The organism is Knoellia sp. S7-12 (assembly GCF_040518285.1).
In the GTDB taxonomy this organism is placed as follows: domain Bacteria; phylum Actinomycetota; class Actinomycetes; order Actinomycetales; family Dermatophilaceae; genus Knoellia.
In genome coordinates, this window is sequence record NZ_CP155449.1 from 1,289,452 (window position 1) to 1,305,778 (window position 16,327).

Annotated in this window: 17 protein-coding genes; 12 read left to right on the top strand and 5 right to left on the bottom strand. The window is 66.6% G+C overall.

Annotation, left to right across the window (positions count from 1 at the left end; all coding sequences use genetic code 11):
* Positions 1-18: 18 nt before the first annotated feature.
* Together V6K52_RS06250 and V6K52_RS06255 are read left to right on the top strand one after the other, a co-directional pair.
* Positions 19-1,305 (top strand): pitrilysin family protein, encoded by a 1,287-nt coding sequence (locus tag V6K52_RS06250; protein ID WP_353953023.1) that lies wholly within the window; start codon positions 19-21, stop codon positions 1,303-1,305.
* On the top strand, positions 1,302-2,660 hold the full coding sequence (locus V6K52_RS06255; RefSeq protein WP_353953024.1) for a pitrilysin family protein: 1,359 nt from the start codon (positions 1,302-1,304) through the stop codon (positions 2,658-2,660). The genes V6K52_RS06250 and V6K52_RS06255 overlap by 4 nt, the downstream gene beginning before the upstream one ends.
* 29 nt (positions 2,661-2,689) lie before the next feature.
* On the opposite strand, the gene hisN is transcribed toward V6K52_RS06255, so the two are convergent.
* Positions 2,690-3,472, bottom strand: coding sequence for a histidinol-phosphatase (gene hisN / locus V6K52_RS06260; RefSeq protein WP_353953025.1), 783 nt, complete (start codon positions 3,470-3,472; stop codon positions 2,690-2,692).
* Between the two features lie 194 nt (positions 3,473-3,666).
* Here hisN and V6K52_RS06265 point away from each other — a divergent pair, with 194 nt between their 5' ends.
* From V6K52_RS06265 to V6K52_RS06285, 5 genes are all read left to right on the top strand, one after another.
* Positions 3,667-5,307, top strand: a complete 1,641-nt coding sequence (locus V6K52_RS06265; protein ID WP_353953026.1) for an ABC transporter substrate-binding protein — start codon at positions 3,667-3,669, stop codon at positions 5,305-5,307.
* A 173-nt stretch (positions 5,308-5,480) separates the two neighbouring features.
* Entirely contained in the window at positions 5,481-6,410 is a 930-nt protein-coding gene (locus V6K52_RS06270; RefSeq protein ID WP_353953027.1) for an ABC transporter permease, read from the top strand.
* 19 nt (positions 6,411-6,429) lie between these two features.
* Positions 6,430-7,323, top strand: coding sequence for an ABC transporter permease (locus tag V6K52_RS06275; RefSeq protein WP_353953726.1), 894 nt, complete (start codon positions 6,430-6,432; stop codon positions 7,321-7,323).
* A gap of 8 nt (positions 7,324-7,331) precedes the next feature.
* On the top strand, positions 7,332-8,363 hold the full coding sequence (locus V6K52_RS06280) for an ABC transporter ATP-binding protein (RefSeq protein ID WP_353953028.1): 1,032 nt from the start codon (positions 7,332-7,334) through the stop codon (positions 8,361-8,363).
* The gene (locus V6K52_RS06285; protein ID WP_353953029.1) at positions 8,356-9,588 is read left to right on the top strand and encodes a dipeptide ABC transporter ATP-binding protein; all 1,233 of its coding nucleotides are present in this window, start codon (positions 8,356-8,358) and stop codon (positions 9,586-9,588) included. Before V6K52_RS06280 ends, V6K52_RS06285 begins: the two co-directional genes overlap by 8 nt.
* 102 nt (positions 9,589-9,690) lie before the next feature.
* On the opposite strand, the gene rsgA is transcribed toward V6K52_RS06285, so the two are convergent.
* From rsgA to V6K52_RS06300, 3 genes are read right to left on the bottom strand one after another with little or no spacing between them, the layout of a single operon-like run.
* Positions 9,691-10,722 carry a ribosome small subunit-dependent GTPase A gene (gene rsgA / locus V6K52_RS06290; RefSeq protein ID WP_353953030.1) on the bottom strand — a complete coding sequence of 344 codons (1,032 nt, stop codon included), beginning with the start codon at positions 10,720-10,722 and terminating at the stop codon, positions 9,691-9,693.
* Positions 10,722-12,020: a 3-phosphoshikimate 1-carboxyvinyltransferase gene (aroA, locus tag V6K52_RS06295; protein WP_353953031.1), complete on the bottom strand. Its 1,299-nt coding sequence runs from the start codon at positions 12,018-12,020 to the stop codon at positions 10,722-10,724. The genes rsgA and aroA overlap by 1 nt, the downstream gene beginning before the upstream one ends.
* Entirely contained in the window at positions 12,007-12,546 is a 540-nt protein-coding gene (locus V6K52_RS06300; protein WP_353953032.1) for a DoxX family protein, read from the bottom strand. The genes aroA and V6K52_RS06300 overlap by 14 nt, the downstream gene beginning before the upstream one ends.
* A 138-nt stretch (positions 12,547-12,684) precedes the next feature.
* On the opposite strand from V6K52_RS06300, the gene V6K52_RS06305 reads away from it, so the two are divergent.
* Both V6K52_RS06305 and V6K52_RS06310 read left to right on the top strand, forming a co-directional pair.
* Positions 12,685-13,527 carry an SOS response-associated peptidase gene (locus V6K52_RS06305; RefSeq protein ID WP_353953033.1) on the top strand — a complete coding sequence of 281 codons (843 nt, stop codon included), beginning with the start codon at positions 12,685-12,687 and terminating at the stop codon, positions 13,525-13,527.
* Positions 13,524-14,156, top strand: a complete 633-nt coding sequence (locus V6K52_RS06310; RefSeq protein ID WP_353953034.1) for an alpha/beta family hydrolase — start codon at positions 13,524-13,526, stop codon at positions 14,154-14,156. Before V6K52_RS06305 ends, V6K52_RS06310 begins: the two co-directional genes overlap by 4 nt.
* A gap of 33 nt (positions 14,157-14,189) precedes the next feature.
* Here the strand turns inward: V6K52_RS06310 and V6K52_RS06315 are convergent, their stop codons facing one another.
* The gene (locus tag V6K52_RS06315; protein WP_353953035.1) at positions 14,190-14,729 is read right to left on the bottom strand and encodes a ferritin; all 540 of its coding nucleotides are present in this window, start codon (positions 14,727-14,729) and stop codon (positions 14,190-14,192) included.
* A gap of 157 nt (positions 14,730-14,886) precedes the next feature.
* Here V6K52_RS06315 and V6K52_RS06320 point away from each other — a divergent pair, with 157 nt between their 5' ends.
* The 3 genes from V6K52_RS06320 to V6K52_RS06330 all read left to right on the top strand — a co-directional run bounded on the left by V6K52_RS06320 (position 14,887) and on the right by V6K52_RS06330 (position 16,301).
* Complete coding sequence (locus V6K52_RS06320) at positions 14,887-15,513, top strand: sigma-70 family RNA polymerase sigma factor (protein ID WP_353953036.1); 627 nt, start codon at positions 14,887-14,889, stop codon at positions 15,511-15,513.
* Positions 15,510-15,827 carry a mycothiol system anti-sigma-R factor gene (gene rsrA, locus V6K52_RS06325; RefSeq protein WP_353953037.1) on the top strand — a complete coding sequence of 106 codons (318 nt, stop codon included), beginning with the start codon at positions 15,510-15,512 and terminating at the stop codon, positions 15,825-15,827. Before V6K52_RS06320 ends, rsrA begins: the two co-directional genes overlap by 4 nt.
* A 333-nt stretch (positions 15,828-16,160) precedes the next feature.
* Positions 16,161-16,301, top strand: a complete 141-nt coding sequence (locus V6K52_RS06330; protein ID WP_353953038.1) for a hypothetical protein — start codon at positions 16,161-16,163, stop codon at positions 16,299-16,301.
* Positions 16,302-16,327 lie beyond the last annotated feature (26 nt).

Consider the following 16,327-nt stretch of genomic DNA (forward strand, 5'->3'; position numbering starts at 1 on the left):
GCCACGTAGGGTGGCGTCATGCCGCTTGACTACCCGGTCCACGAGCGCACGCTGCCCAACGGTTTGCGTGTCGTCGTCTCCCCGGATCCCAGCGTTCCCAACGTCACCGTCAACATCTGGGTGGGAGTGGGCTCGCGCCACGAAGCCACCGGACGCACCGGTTTCGCGCACCTCTTCGAGCATCTCATGTTCCAAGGTTCACGCGATGTCGCGAGCGGCGAGCACTTCGAGGCGCTGATGGCGCAGGGCGGGCGCCTGAACGCCACGACGTGGTTCGACCGGACCAACTACTTCGAGACCGTGCCCAAGGGTGCCCTCGAGCTCGCGCTGTGGCTCGAGGCCGACCGACACGGCCACCTCCTCGATGCCGTGAACCAGGCGAACCTCGACAACCAGCGGGACGTGGTCAAGGAGGAGAAGCGCCAGCGCTACGACAACCAGCCCTACGGCAACGCCCTCATCGACGTCTATGCCGCGGTCTTCCCAGAAGGCCACCCCTATCACCATTCGACGATCGGCTCCATGGAGGATCTCGACGCCGCGAGCGTCGAGGACGTCCACGCGTTCTTCCGGAGGCACTACGCGCCGGACAACACCGTGTTGACCTTGTGTGGTGATGTCACCCCTGACGACGGATTCGCCCTCGTGGAGCGCTATTTCGGCTCGATCGAGCCCAGCCTCCAATCGCGACGGGGACCGGTCGAAGCTCTCCCGCCGCTCACTGACCCGGTGCGGGTGGAGCGTCGCGAGGACGTACCCAACGACCGGCTGCACGTCGCCTTCAGACTGCCGGTCGACGAGACCGAGGAGTTCAATGCAGCCAGCCTCGCCCTCGACGCTCTGGGCGGGCTCGCCTCGTCGCGTCTGGTGCGACGGCTCGTGCGCAAGGAGCAGACGGCTCTGGGTGCTCACGCGACGGCATGGGGCTTCGTGGACGGGGTCTCGCTCGGCTTCATCGTCGTCGACATCGCGGGCGAGGCCGACACCGACGACGTGGAGGCCGCCCTGCTCGAGGAGCTCGAGCGGTTCGCCGTTGAGGGACCGACGGTGGCCGAGATGGAAGCCGCACTGGCGCAGGCCGAACGCGGCTGGCTCTCCATGCTGGCAAGCCAGGAGGAGCGTGCCGACGCCATCTCCCACTACACGTTGCTCCACGGCGATCCCCAGCTCGTCAACACCCACCTCGATCGCCTGCGCGCAGTCACCCCCGAGCAGGTGCGGGCTGCGGCCGCGAAGTGGTTGTGCCCCGAGAGCCGTGTAGTCGTCGCCTATCGCGCCGACGTCGAGAACGAAGAGGTCGCATGAGCATCGAGTCGGTCCCCAGGCCCGAGGTCGCCCCTCCCGAGGCATGGGCCTTCCCCCTGCCCGACGAGTCGGTGACGGACAACGGCATACGACTTCTTTCGTATGCCGTTCCGGGCCAGTACGTCATCTCCCTGCGTCTCGTCGTGCCGCTGTCCCTGGCCGACGAGCCTGCTGATCGAGAAGGCGTGGCCGCGATGACCGCGCGACTGCTTGACGAGGGCACGTCGCGTCACTCCAGCGACGAGTTCGCTGAGCTGATGGAACGCACCGGGATGGTGCTCGGTGCATCGGTCACGGATGGTGCCCTGACCGTCGATGTCGATGTGCCGCAACGGTTCCTGTCCGTTGCCCTCGACCTGCTGCGTCAGGCGCTGGCCGAGCCGATCTTCCCCGAGGCCGAGGTGCGGCGCATCCTGCGCAGCCGTCTCGCAGAGATCGAGCAGGAGCGGGCCTCGGCCCCGCACCGAGGAGCGCGGGAACTCACTGCAAACCTGTGGGCGCCCACAGAGCGTGCCTCGCGACCCACGGCTGGGACACCGGATTCCATTGCAGCCATGGGCCGTGCCGACGTCGTGGACTTCCACCGGGCCCACGTGGGGCCACTGGGAGCGACCCTCGTCATCGCCGGTGACCTAGCCGACGTGGATGTCGCACAGGTCGTCTCCGCGGGCCTGGGTGCGTGGGTCAGCCCAGATCACGTCCCAGCCACGCCGGCACGTCCCCCGGCGGCCGCCGGGGGAGCGACCCGTGTCGTCCTCGTCGATCGTCCCGGCTCGGTCCAGACCGAGCTGTCCGTGGCCGTCCCCGGTCCCGACCGTTCGGTGGAGACCGGTTGGGATCCCTACCCTGTGCTCTCGTTCATCGTCGGTGGTTCACCGAGCGCACGCGTCGACGCCGTGCTCCGGGAGGACAAGGGCTACACCTATGGCATCCGGGCCAGCTTCCGACCACGTGCTCGCGGCGGGTCGTTCATCACGGCTGGCTCCGTGCGTGCAGATGCCACCGTCGATGCGTTGCGGCTGCTCGTGGAGATCCTTGGTGAGGCCCGAACAGGTTTCTCCCAGAAGGAGATTCGTGCTGGCGTTGACTACGTTGTGCAGACCGCCCCCGGGCGCTACGCCACAGCTGATGCGGTGGCTGACGAGGCCTCGGCGCTCGCAATCGAAGGTCTCCCACTCGACTTCCAGACGACGACGCTCACTCGCATGGGCGAGCTCGACAACGAACGCCTGACCACGGCATACAGCGATGTCGTCACGGGGGAGTGGCTCATCATCGTCGTCGGTGATGCGTCGACGCTGCGTGAGGGAATCGAGGGTCTGGAACTCGGTCCGGTGAAGGTCGTCCCCAACTGATCCGCGTCCCCGACACAGTCAGATGCGTGTCACAGACCGATGCGCGCAAGGACCTCGTCGTGAAGCAGGCCGTTGGTCGCCACGGCGTTGCCGCCGAACGGCCCGTCTTCACCGCGCAGTGAGGTGAAGCGGCCGCCGGCTTCTGTGACGATCGGCGCGAGGGCCACCATGTCGTGCAGGTTGAGCTCAGGCTCGGCCGCGATGTCGACGGCGCCCTCGGCCAGCAGCATGTAGGACCAGAAGTCACCGTAGGCACGCTCCCGCCAGCAGTCGCGGGCCAGCTCGAGGAAGGCCTCCTGACGACCCACGGCTTCCCAAGACGAAGCCGAACTGTAGGACAGTGACGCGTCAGCGACTTCGGCGACCTTCGAGACCGAGAGGCGCTTGGCGGACGTCAGGCTGCGGCCCGCCCAGGCGCCGCTGCCGATCGCTGCCCACCAACGGCGGTTCAGGGCAGGTGCGGCCACGAGACCGAGCACCGGCTTGCCGTCGTCGATGAGGCCGATGAGCGTGGCCCAGACCGGAACCCCGCGCACGAAGTTGTGGGTTCCGTCGATGGGGTCGATGACCCATTGACGCGGCCCGTGGCCGGTCGTCTCCATCTCCTCGCCGATGACGGCGTCGCGTGGACGGGTGCGCTTGAGCTGCGATCGGACGAGCTCCTCAGCACTCCGGTCGGCATCGCTCACGAGGGTGAGGTCCGGCTTGGACTCGACGTGCAGATTCTCAGCGCGGAAGCGAGAGACCGTCACTCGCTCCACCGCGTCTGCGAGGACATGGGCAAGTCGGAGGTCGTCGTCGTAGGTCGGCACGTCCGTCACCGTAGCCCCTTGCAACGGTCACAATCGGGTCTCGGGTCGGTCACGCCCCTCCCGCCCGTCGCAGTTGTGGTCTTACATGGGGACCGCATGTCCTTCCCGGGCATGTGGGCGCCACCCGACCGGGACCGGCGCTCATTTGATGTCGTTCACTTTCCCTGGGCGGCTTTACACGTAGGAGGACGTCCATGCGAGGAACCACTCGCACGGTGGCCGTTGCCGGCATCTCGGCGGCAGCCCTGCTTCTCGCAGGCTGTGGCGGCGGCAGTGAAGACAATGCTGACACTCCAACCAAGACCGGCGGCGACATCTCCGTTGAGGGCTGCAGCCCACAGAACCCGTTGATCCCGAGCAACACCTCGGAGACCTGTGGCGGAAACGTCCTGGACCTCATCACGGCCAAGCTCGTGTCGTACGCGACCAAGGACGCCAAGCCGGAGATGGACATCGCCGAGTCGATCACGACTTCGGACAACCAAAACTTCGAGGTCAAGCTCAAGAAGGGCTACAAGTTCCACGACGGCACCGAGGTGAAGTCCAAGAACTTCGTCGACGCCTGGAACTACGCGGCCTACTTCCCCAACGGCCAGGGTGCTTCGTACTTCTTCACGCCGTTTGCGGGTTATGCGGACCTCCAGTCCGTCGACCCGGACGAAGATGGCCCCCAGAAGGCTCCCGAGCCCAAGGCCAAGACGATGTCTGGCCTCAAGGTCGTCGACGACTACACCTTCACCATCGCGACGTCCGAGAAGGTCTCAAACCTTCCGGTTCGCCTGGGCTACACCGCGTTCTCGCCGCTGCCGGACTCCTTCTTCGCGGACCCGGAGGCCTACGGCAAGAAGCCGATCGGTGCCGGTCCCTACGAGTTCGTCTCGCTCACGCCGGACGTCGACATCAAGCTGAAGAAGTTCGCGGACTACGCGGGCAAGGACGCCGCCAAGCCCGACAACATCACCTTCAAGATCTACGCTGACGACGAGACCGCCTACAAGGACCTCATCGCCGGAACGATCGACGTGATGGAGCAGGTGCCGACCAGCGCCCTTATCGGCGAGCAGTGGAAGACCGACCTCCAGGACCGTGCGGCCACCAAGGCCGTTGCAGGCATCACGCACGTCGGCTTCACCAAGTCCGACCCGCGCCTGGCCAACGTCAAGGTGCGTCAGGCCATCTCGATGGCTGTGAACCGTGAGGAGATCACCGACAAGATCTTCAACAAGGGTCGTGTCGCGGCCACCGGTTGGGTTCCGCCGGGCATCGACGGCTACGCCGCCGGCGCCTGTGGCGAGGCCTGCACGTTTGACGCGGCCAAGGCCAAGACGACTCTTGCTGAGGGTGGCGGTTTCACCGGCACGCTCGAGTTCGCCTACAACAACGATGGTGGTCACAAGGAGTGGGTCGAGGCGACCTGCAACCAGATCAAGACCAACACCGGCATCAACTGCGTGCCCCGTCCGTTCGTCGACTTCTCGACGATGCTGAAGGAGCTCGAGTCGCGCAAGTTCAACGGAATGTTCCGTCTGGGCTGGCAGATGGACTACCCGTCCATCGAGAACTTCCTGGCCCCGCTCTATGGCACGGACGCCGACAGCAACTACCAGGACTACAGCAGCCCTGCGTTCGACAAGCTGCTCGGCGACGCTGCGGCTGACGGCGACCCCGCCTCCAGCAACAGCAAGTACCAGGAGGCCGAGAAGCTCCTCGGAACCGACCTCCCGACCATGCCGATGTGGTACACCGCTCGTCAGACCGGTTGGTCCGACAAGGTGAACACCGTCGAGGTGGACGCGTTCGGTGTTCCGGACTACGGAAACGTGACGCTGAAGTAAGCGCTCCGTGCACGATGGGGTGGGTGGCTCGTCCACACCCACCCCATCGTGATGTCCGTTACTGCTCCACCGCCCGGAGAGGTATGGTCGAGCGGCCCCGGTGGTGGTCACACGACCGCGTGGGCTCGCTGACCTCGATCAGGTGGCGACTCACATAGTGAAGGAGGTGGCGTGTGGGCAAATACATTGTTCGCCGTCTGCTTTTGATGATTCCGGTGCTTTTGGGCACCACGTTCTTGATCTACGTTATGGTTTTCGCGCTTCCGGGTGACCCCACGGACAACAAGTGCGGAGAGCGCCCCTGCTCCCCGGCATACATCGCGGCCTTCCGTGACAAGTACAACCTCGACGACCCCCTGCCGATCCAGTACTTCAAGTACATGGGCAACCTGTTGCAGGGTGACTTCGGCACCACCCAGCGTGATGTCCCCGTCATCGACGACATCATCGCGCGCTACCCCACCACCTTGAAGCTGGCGCTCATGGCTCTGGTCATCCAGGTCGTCATCGGCATCCTCGCCGGTGTGCTCTCGGGTGTGCGCAAGGGCAAGTTCATCGACCAGGTCGTCCTCGTGAGCACCCTGTTCGTCATCTCCGTGCCGATCTTCGTCATCGGCAGTACCTCGCAGCTGGTTCTCGGCCTCCAGCTCGGCCTCTTCCCGATCTCGGTGCCAACGAGGGATGCCTCGCTCTTCGACTTCGTCCTGCCCGCCTTCGTGCTCGCGTCAGCCTCGGTCGCCTACATCGCGCGACTGACGAGAACGAACCTCGTCGACAACCTGCGTGCCGACTACGTGCGCACGGCCAAGGCGAAGGGTCTGACGCGCGGACGGACTGTGGGTATCCACACGCTGCGCAACTCGATGATCCCGGTCATCACCTTCATCGGCTATGACCTCGGTGCGTTGCTCGGCGGATCAATCGTGACCGAGAGGATCTTCAACATCAACGGCGTCGGCGGCTACCTCTTCCGTGCGATCCCTGCCCAGGACGGCGTGGCGATCGTGGGAACTGTGACGATCGCGGTGCTCATCTATCTCCTCGTCAACCTGCTCGTCGATCTTCTCTACGGCGTGCTCGACCCCAGGATCAGCCATGAGTGACCAGATCACCACGTCCCCGATGACTGTCGAGGCCGGTGAGGTCGAGGCGGGCGGCTCCCTGGCAAGCGACGCATGGAAGGCCCTGCGCCGCAACCCCGTCTTCTGGATCTCCGCAGCGCTCATCACCCTCTTCGTCGTGATGTCGATCTTCCCGGGTTTGTTCACCAACAAGGATCCGGCAGCGGGCAACCTCGCGAACTCGCTCGAGCCGCCGGGCAACGGCGCGATCTTCGGATATGACCGTCAGGGCTACGACATCTATGCTCGCACCGTCTATGGCGCGAGATCCTCGATCCTCGTGGGCTTCCTCGCGACCCTGTCGACGATGCTCGTCGGTGTGGCCGTAGGTGTGGTCTCCGGATACTTCGGTGGGTGGGTCGACATGTTCCTCTCGAGGATCACCGACATCTTCTTCGCCATCCCGTTGCTGCTGGGTGCGCTGCTCTTCCTGGCGACCTTCCCCAACGACTCGACGACGCCGTACCTCCTCATCGTGCTCAAGGTGGTTGGCGCGCTCGCCGTGCTGGGTTGGCCGTCCAACGCACGACTGATGCGCTCGAGCGTGCTCCAGGTCAAGCCGCAGGAGTATGTCCAGGCGGCCCGTGCGCTGGGGGCCACCCCGTGGCGCATCATCCGGTCGCACATCATGCCCAACGCCTTCGCGCCAGTGCTCGTGGTCTCGTCGATCAACCTCGGCGTCTACATCTCGGTCGAGGCGACGCTGTCGTTCCTCGGCATCGGGCTCACGCCGCCGGCGATCTCGTGGGGCGTCTCGATCAGTGAGGCGCTGACCGCGATGCGCGCGGCGCCACACGCCCTGTTCTTCCCCAGCCTGTTCCTGAGCCTGGCGGTCCTGGCGTTCATCCTGCTCGGCGATGCCGTGCGCGATGCCTTCGATCCCAAGTCACGATGAGGAGCGACATGACCGCAGTTGTTCCAGCGCACAAGACCGACTCTGCATACAAGGCCGCGCCGGATGGCACGTTACTCGAGGTGGACGAGCTCTTCGTCGAGTTCCACACCCCCGGTGGCGCCGCCAAGGCGATCAACGGCGTCTCCTTCAACCTCCACCAGGGCGAGACCCTCGCCATCCTCGGTGAGTCCGGCTCCGGCAAGTCCGTCACGGCTCAGGCGATCATGGGCATTCTCGACATGCCGCCGGCCGTCATCCCCTCAGGGGCGATCCGCTACTGCGGCCAGGACCTGTTGACGATGCCGGAGGAACAGCGTCGCCTGATCCGCGGTCCGGAGATCTCGATGATCTTCCAGGACGCACTGAGCGCCCTCAACCCGGTATTCCCGGTGGGCTGGCAGATCGGTGAGATGTTCCGCAAGCACCGTGGCATGAACAAGTCCGACGCCTACGCACAGGCCGTCCGCCTCATGGAGCGCGTGGCGATCCCGGCGGCCAAGGAGCGGGTCAAGCAGTATCCGCACCAGTTCTCGGGCGGCATGCGCCAGCGCATCATGATCGCGATGGCCATCTCGCTCGACCCGGCGGTCCTCATCGCCGACGAGCCGACCACGGCGCTGGACGTCACCGTTCAGGCGCAGATCATGGCGCTGCTCGCAGAGCTCCAGGAGGAGCGCCAGATGGGGCTCATCCTGATCACTCACGACCTCGGTGTCGTTGCTGACGTGGCCGACCGTGCGGCGGTCATGTATGCCGGTCGGATCGTCGCCCAGGCGGAGATCGAAGACCTCTACGCGCACCCGGCGCACCCCTACACCCGCGGGTTGCTCGAGTCGATCCCGCGACTGGACCAGAAGGGTCAGACCTTGGCGGCCATCGGTGGGCTCCCACCCAACCTCATGCGCATCCCCCCGGGATGTGCCTTCAACCCGCGCTGTCGGATGGCCCAGGACATCTGCCGCACGGACGAGCCCGCACTGCGCACCGTGGGTCAGCAACAGTCCGCCTGCCACTTCGCCGAGGAGGTCCTCAATGGCTGACGACATCATTCTCAAGGCCGACAACCTCGTCAAGCACTACCCCATCCGGGACGGCATCCTGCGGTCGACGGGCAAGCAGAACGTCAGGGCCGTCGACGGAGTCTCGTTCGAGCTGCGCCGTGGCGAGACCCTCGGAATCGTCGGTGAGTCCGGCTGTGGCAAGTCGACTCTGGGTCGCATGCTCATGCGGCTCGAGGAGCCCACGGCGGGCACGTTGAACTTCGACGGTCACGACATGTACAGCTTGAACAACAAGGAGATGCGCGCGGTCCGCCGCGACATTCAGATCGTCTTCCAGGACCCCTACACCTCCCTCAACCCGCGCAAGACGGTCGGCGACATCATCGGCGAGCCGTTCGACATCCACCAGGACGTCGTTCCCAAGGCGGGCCGCAAGAGGGCGGTCCAGGAGCTGCTCGAGCTCGTCGGACTCAACCCGGAGCACATCAGCCGCTACCCGCACCAGTTCTCCGGCGGTCAGCGTCAGCGCATCGGCATCGCCCGGGGCATCGCCCTTCGCCCGAAGGTGCTCATCTGTGACGAGCCGGTGTCTGCTCTCGATGTCTCGGTGCAGGCCCAGGTCATCAACCTCATGGAGAAGTTGCAGAACGAACTTGGGCTGTCCTACATCTTCATCGCCCACGACCTCTCCGTCGTGCGTCACATCTCCGACCGGGTCGGCGTCATGTATCTCGGCCGCATGGTCGAGCTCGGCACCGAGGAAGAGATCTATCAGCGGCCGACCCATCCCTACACGCAGGCCCTCCTGTCTGCGGTGCCCGTCCCCGATCCGACGATGCGTGGCAAGCGCGAGCAGATCGTCCTCACGGGTGATGTCCCGTCGCCGGCGAACCCACCGTCGGGCTGCCGCTTCCACACGCGGTGCTTCAAGGCACAGGACCGCTGCAAGGTCGACGATCCGGAGCTGATGGACCGCCCCGATGGTGTCGCCGCGCACAGGTCGGCGTGTCTGTTCGCGGAGCCGCGGGTCATCGTCGAAACAATTGACGTGACAGGGCTCCGGCCGGACTCTCGCTTTGCGAGCACGGATGTGGTGGACCATGCCTCCTTCGGGGCTGACGACAGCCTTGCACCGGCGGACGCGGCGACCATGGCCGAACGGTCGGACTCTCTCGGCGAGGGCGAGGGCCCTCTCGACCGGCCCCATGACATCTACCGGACCAGCGACGACGAACCGCGCGAAAAGCGCGATCCGAAGGTCTGACCCGCTCACCCAAGCACGTTGTATGCCGTCCGCTCACCGAGCGGACGGCATACCTGCGTCTGGCTCGGCTCGGCAGGGACAGCGGCGCGCGGGTCGAGGTTGTCAGTCGCCGGTCTGGGGGTGGCGGGTTCGCAGCAGCCGACGCAGCGACTCAAGGCGCGAGACGCCGGACGGCCCGGCGTGGCCGTCGGCAACCCACGCGTCGAGGGCGCATTCCTCCTCGTCGTGTGAGCAGCCCCGGGGACAGCCGTCGGTGCCGGCCTCGAGCTCGGGGAAGTGGGTGACAATGCGCTCAGGGTCGACGTGGGCCAGACCGAAGGAACGGATACCGGGGGTGTCGATGACCCAGCCGTCGCCGTCGGGCAGGCGCAGCGCCACCGCTGACGTCGACGTGTGCCGCCCGCGTCCGGTCACGTCGTTGACCATGCCGACTGCGCGGTAGGCGTTGGGGACGAGAGCGTTGACGAGGGTGGACTTGCCCACCCCCGAGTGCCCCACGAGCACGCTGACGTGTCCACGCAAGGCGTCCCGAACGGTTTCGAGCCCGTCAGTTCCATCGCTCTCGGTGGTTGCCGTGATGACGGCAGGAACCTCGAGAGGTGCGTAGTTCTCCAGGAAGGGAGCAGGGTCGGCGAGGTCGGCCTTCGTGAGCGCGAGCAGGGGCGACATCCCTGCGTCGTATGCCGCGACGAGGCACCGGTCGATGAGTCTGGGCCTGGGCTCGGGGTTGGCCAAGGCGCAGACGACGACGAGCTGGTCGGCGTTGGACACGATGACGCGCTCGACGGGGTCGGTGTCGTCAGCCGTGCGTCGCAGGAGGGTTCGCCGTTTCCCCACGCGCACGACGCGGGCCAGGGCGTCGGGGCTGCCCGACACGTCACCGACGAGGAAGACGTCGTCTCCGACGACGATGCCCTTGCGTCCGAGCTCACGCGCCCGCATGGCTGTCACCGTACGCTCGTTGTCGGATCCGGGCTCCATGAGAACCTGGTATCGGCCGCGGTCGACACCGATCGCCATGCCGGGGACGGCGTCGAGGTGGGCCGGGCGGTCCTTCGATCGAGGGCGACTTCCACGCTTGTTGGGCCGGACCTTGGCGTCCGATTCGTCGTAGTCGCTCGTGGATCGCGCCATCAGGCAATGCGTCCTTGGGCCGCGGCCCGCCCGAGCATGCCTGCCCAGAGATCGGTGAACGTGGGCAGCGTCTTGGCCACGGTGCCGACGTCTTCGACGACGACACCGGGCACTGCCAGACCGATGACGGCACCTGCCATCACCATGCGGTGGTCGGCATAGGTGTGGAAGGTCGTGGGGGAGAGGGGGCGTGGCCGGATGTGCAGGCCATCCTCGGTCTCGGTGACCAGCGCGCCGAGCGCGCCGAGCTCGCGGGCGAGCGCGGCGAGGCGGTCGGTCTCGTGGCCACGGATGTGTGCGACCCCGCGGATGAGGGTGGGTCCTTCGGCGAGTGCGGCCAGGGCTGCGACGACCGGAGTGAGTTCGCTGGCATCGTGCAGGTCGACGTCGACACCGCTGAAGCCGTCGACCGCACTCACCGTGAGCCCGTCGCGCGCCAGGCTCACGTCGGCGCCCATCTCGTCGAGGATGTCGCGGATCTCGTCACCGGCCTGCGTCGTGTGCTGCGGCCAGCTGGCGATGCGCACCCGACCACCCGTGACGAGGGCGGCGGCGAGGAAGGGCGCGGCATTGGAGAGATCGGGTTCGATCTGGACGTCGAGGGAGTTGAGCTGGCCCGGTTCGACCCGCCAGGTGTTGGCTTCGGTGTCGTCGACGTCGGCTCCAGCGTCGCGCAGCGCCTCGACCGTCATGTCGATGTGCGGCTGGCTGGGCACAGGCTTGCCCTCGTGGTGGATCGTCACGCCCGCGTCGTAGTGCGGAGCGGACAGCAGGAGTGCAGAGATGAACTGCGACGACGCCGAGGCATCGAGGGTCACGGCTCCACCGCGGACCGACCCCGTGCCGCGGACGATGAACGGCAGCGCGCCGCGCCCGTCGTCGTCGATGTCGACGCCGAGCGTTCGCAGGGCCGACAGTGCCGGGCCCATGGGGCGGGTTCGGGCATGCGGGTCCCCGTCGAAGCGGACGGGGCCCTGCGCGAGGGCAGCAAGGGGAGGTACGAACCGCATGACGGTGCCCGCGAGGCCGCAGTCGACGGCCGCCTCGCCCATGGCGTCACTCGGTGTCACGAGCCAGTCCTCGCCGTCGACGTCGTCGACCTCGACCCCGAGGCTGCGCAGAGCGTCAGCCATGAGCAGGGTGTCCCGGGAGCGGAGCGGAGACCTCAACCGTGAGACCCCGCCCGCGCGCGCGGCCAGAACGAGGAAGCGGTTGGTCAGCGACTTGCTTCCGGGGAGGTCGATGGTGGCGTCGACCGGTCCGTCAGCGGCCGGGCTGGTCCAGTCAGGTGAGGGCATTCTTGGCCTGGGCCGCCTTCAGTCGTGCCTCGCGTCGAGCGGCTTTGGCAGCGTGCCGGGCCTCGCGCTTCGTCGTGCGAGCGGTGCGTTGCGCGCTCTCACCAGCGAGGTGGGCGCGATAGGACAGGCTGGGCTTGCCGTCGGTGTCGACCGCGGCGAGGAGCAGACCGCCGAGGAGGCCGAGGTTCTTGAGGAACTGGATCTTCTGCTGGGCCCGCGTCTGTGGGTCAGACTCCTCCCAGAACGGGTGTGCCGCCAGGGTCGTCGGCAACAGAGTGGCGGCGAGGACCGTGGACGCCAGGCGCGGGACGTGTCCCGTGGCGAGGAGCGCGCCACCGCCCACCATGGCCACACCGTTGGCGCGCACGAGAAGCTCGGGGTCGTCGGGCAGGCCGAGCCTCTTCGCCTGGTCGAGCACGGGGCCGGCGGCCTTGGCCTTGGCGCCCGGGTGCTTGAGCTGGTCGAGACCTCCCACGACGAACATGGCGGCGAGCATGGGACGGGCAACACGACGCACCAGAGACATGCGTCCTCCTCAGGGTCGGAACGGATCGTGGACCTTCACCTACCGTAGTTGGTGAGGCCTGATCCGTGTCTGCGAGGGTCAGAGAGGGTGCCGATGCTGTCTGTGCCGTTGTCATTGCCAGTGCGTAGATTTGGTCACATGTGCGGGCGCTACGCGGCAACGGCCAACCCTGACGAGTTGACTCTTGAGTTCGAGGTCGACGACGACCGCTTGACCGAGCCCACTCGCAGTGTCCTCGTCAACCCTCAGTCGCCTCCACCGGGCAGCCCTGACCACAACATGGCCCCGACCAAGCAAGCACCGGTCATCCTCACCCGATCTCCACGAGGCGACGCCGACGGGGCGCCGGCGCGCCAGCTCCGACTGCTCACCTGGGGGCTCGTCCCGAGCTGGTCCAAGGACCCGAAGTCCGGTGTGCGGATGATCAATGCTCGCGCCGAGTCGGTGCTGGTGAAGCCGGCCTACGCCAAGGCCGCAGCACGGCGGCGGTGTCTCGTCCCGGCGCGGGGTTGGTACGAGTGGCAGGTCTCGCCGACCGCCACCGATGCCAAGGGCAAGGCGCTCAAGCAGCCGTTCTTCACCTCGCGTGACAACGGTGCAAGTTGCGCGTTCGCCGGGCTCTACGAGTTCTGGCGCGATCCTGCCGTGGCCGGCAACGACGATCCCGCCGCATGGCTCACGACGTTCACGATCATCACGACCGAGGCCGAGCCGGGGCTTGACCGCATCCACGACCGCCAGCCCCTTGTCCTCGACCAGGACGACTGGCAGGCGTGGCTCGACCCCGAGCTCACCGACGTCGGCCACGTGGCCGCGCTGCTGCGGCCACGCGAGCCGGGACGCTTCACGGCATACCCCGTCTCTCGGGCCGTGAGCAGCAACCGGTCGAACGGGCCCCAGCTGCTTGACCCGCTCCCAGCATCCGAGCTCCACGGTGTCGTCGACCCCATGACCGGCGAAATCATCGGATCCCCGTTATGACCACGCGGCGGCTCGTCGAGGTCGACACTCCTCTGGGACCGGCGCACGCCCACGTGATGCGGCCGCCGCGCGCTCGCGGCACCGTGATCCTCACGCACGGCGCGAGTGGCCGCCTCGGCGGCGTCGACCTCACTGCTGTGCGCGATGGCCTCGTCGAGAGTGGCTGGGCAGTGGCCTTCGTGCAGCAGGCGTGGGGCGTTGCCGGACGGCGTATGCCGCCGCGTCCCGTCCCGCAGGACGAGGCCTGGCTCCCCGTGGTGCTGGCGTTGCGCAGCGGTCGTGGGCGGCTGCCCGGACCCTTGGTCCTGTCGGGCAAGAGCAACGGTGCCCGCGTCAGCTGCCGCACGGCCGCCGAGCTCGGGGCAGACGCCGTGCTCTGTCTGTCGTTCCCGTTGCATCCGCCGGGCAAACCAGAGGTGTCGCGCGCCGACGAGCTGCGACTTCCCGTGGCCGCAGGTATCCCTCTCCACGTCATCCAAGGGGAGCGGGACCCGTTCGGAACCCCGGGTGAGGTGCGAGCAGAACTCGCGGACCCGGCATACGTCACCGCCGTCAAGGGTGAGCACACGATCAAGGTGACCGTTCCGCTCGTCGAGGCGGCGCGCGCCTTCCTCGAGACGGTCAGCTAGGTGTACTGACCCGGCAGGTTAGCTAGGGGAGGCTCAGAGCGCGCCGCCCGCGGCTTCGGGGGCGGAGTTGTCCGTGGGCTCGGCCTGGGGCTCGCGGGCCAGGTGCTCCTCGATCTGGAACCAGTCCGCACCTGCGCGCTCGGTGATCGTGAGCAGGGTGTTCATCGATGAGACCTCCTCGACCTGCTCCTTGAGGAACCACAGCATGAACTGCTCACTGAGGACATCACCCTCGGCGCGGGCGGCGCGGAAGAGCGCCTCGCACTGCTCGGTGACGGCCTTCTCTTGCTGGAGCGCGAGAGCGATGGGCTCAGCCGGCCGCTCGAAGGCGTTGCGCACCGCGTCGACGCCGGGGATCTCGACTTCCCAGTCACGGTCCAGCATGTAGCGCACCATCATCATGGCGTGGTTGCGCTCCTCGACGCTCTGCGCGTAGAAGCGCTCGGCGAGCCGGGGGAGGTCCAGGTCGTCGAACCAGATCGCGATGGCGATGTATTGCTGACTCGCGGTGAACTCGTGGCGAACCTGCTCCCCGAGCAGGGTGACGAAGGAGGACGTGGTCGGCGTGGTCATGCGCAAACGCTACACGCGGGGAATGGTGCATCTCTGCCGCCTGTTGACACCAAGGTCCCGCACCCGTCCAACGGTTGCATCGCGTCACCGAAAGGTCTGATCCGTGCTCGTCCTGAACACGACGTCACCCGCAGAGACGGGTCTAGGGTGGAGTGCGATGAGCACACCACAGACGACCAGCGACGAGCCCACGGTGGATGTCGCGACCGAGACACTGGCGGAGCGTCAGGCACGCTTCGAAGCGGAGGCCCTGCCGCTGATCGACCAGCTCTACGCCGCCGCCATGCGGACGACCCGCAACCCGGCCGATGCCGAGGACCTCCTGCAGGAGACCTACGCGAAGGCTTTCGCCGCGTTCCACCAATACAAGCCCGGGACCAACCTCCGGGCCTGGATGTATCGCATCCTCACGAACACCTACATCAACACCTATCGCAAGAAGCAGCGCGAGCCGTTGCAGTCCGATGCGGCCGAGGTCGAGGACTACCAACTCGCTCGAGCCGAGTCGCACACGAGTTCCGGCCTGAAGTCGGCCGAGGCACAAGCCCTCGACCACCTGCCCGACTCCGAGGTGAAGCGGGCCCTTCAGGATCTCCCCGAGGACTTCCGGATGGCGGTCTACCTCGCCGACGTCGAGGGCTTCGCCTACAAGGAGATCGCCGAGATCATGGGAACGCCCATTGGCACCGTGATGTCACGACTCCACCGCGGACGACGTCAGCTCCGCGAAATGCTGACTGAGTATGCCGCCGAGCGCGGCTTCGGCAAGGAGGTCTCGTCGTGAACGAGAACGTCAACGGCAACCAGACTGACTCTGGTGTCGAGTCCCACGCTGGATCTCATTCGGAGTCCCACGCCGAGTGCTCGGAGGTTCTGCACCGGATCTATGAGTACCTCGACGGCGAGATGCAACCGGCCGACGTCGCCAGGGTGGCTCAGCACCTCGAGGCCTGCGGGCCGTGCCTCCACGAGCACGACCTCGACCGCGCGGTCAAGGCCGCGGTGCGACGCATAGGCGCCTCCGAGGCGTGCCCAGATCAGCTCCGGGTGCAGATCCTGCAAAGGATCACCATGGTGCGGATCGAACTCGACGGCTGAGAACAGCAGCTACCGGGCGCCCCGGCCCCGGACGCGACGAAGGGGCGACCACCATGCGGCGGTTGCCCCTTCGTCATCTACTGCGCAGTGCTCAGGCGTTGGGCTTGCGGCCGTGGTTGGCCTTGTTGCCCTTGCGCGAGCGGCGCTTGCGGGCGCGCTTGCTCATGGGGTCTCCTCGAGTATCGGGTGTGAACGGGCGACCATGAGCCCTGACGGTGCCAAGGGCCCCACAGGTCACTCGTGCGTCACTGACATTGTCGCACACCTGAGATGCATGGGACGATGTACAAATCGTCCTGACCTCCCTGGTCGGGACCAGCGAAAGGTCTCATCATGCGCGCTATCCGTCTCGCCGCTGTTGCCCTCCTCTTCTCCCTCGTCGGAATCTTCGGCGCCTCGGCTGCTCAGGCCGACGGCAAGGCTGGTCTGAAGACAGCCACAACGATCCAGTACGGTTGGGCCTGGAACGGCTGAGCCAAAAGGAAGCCGCTGCCGACTCG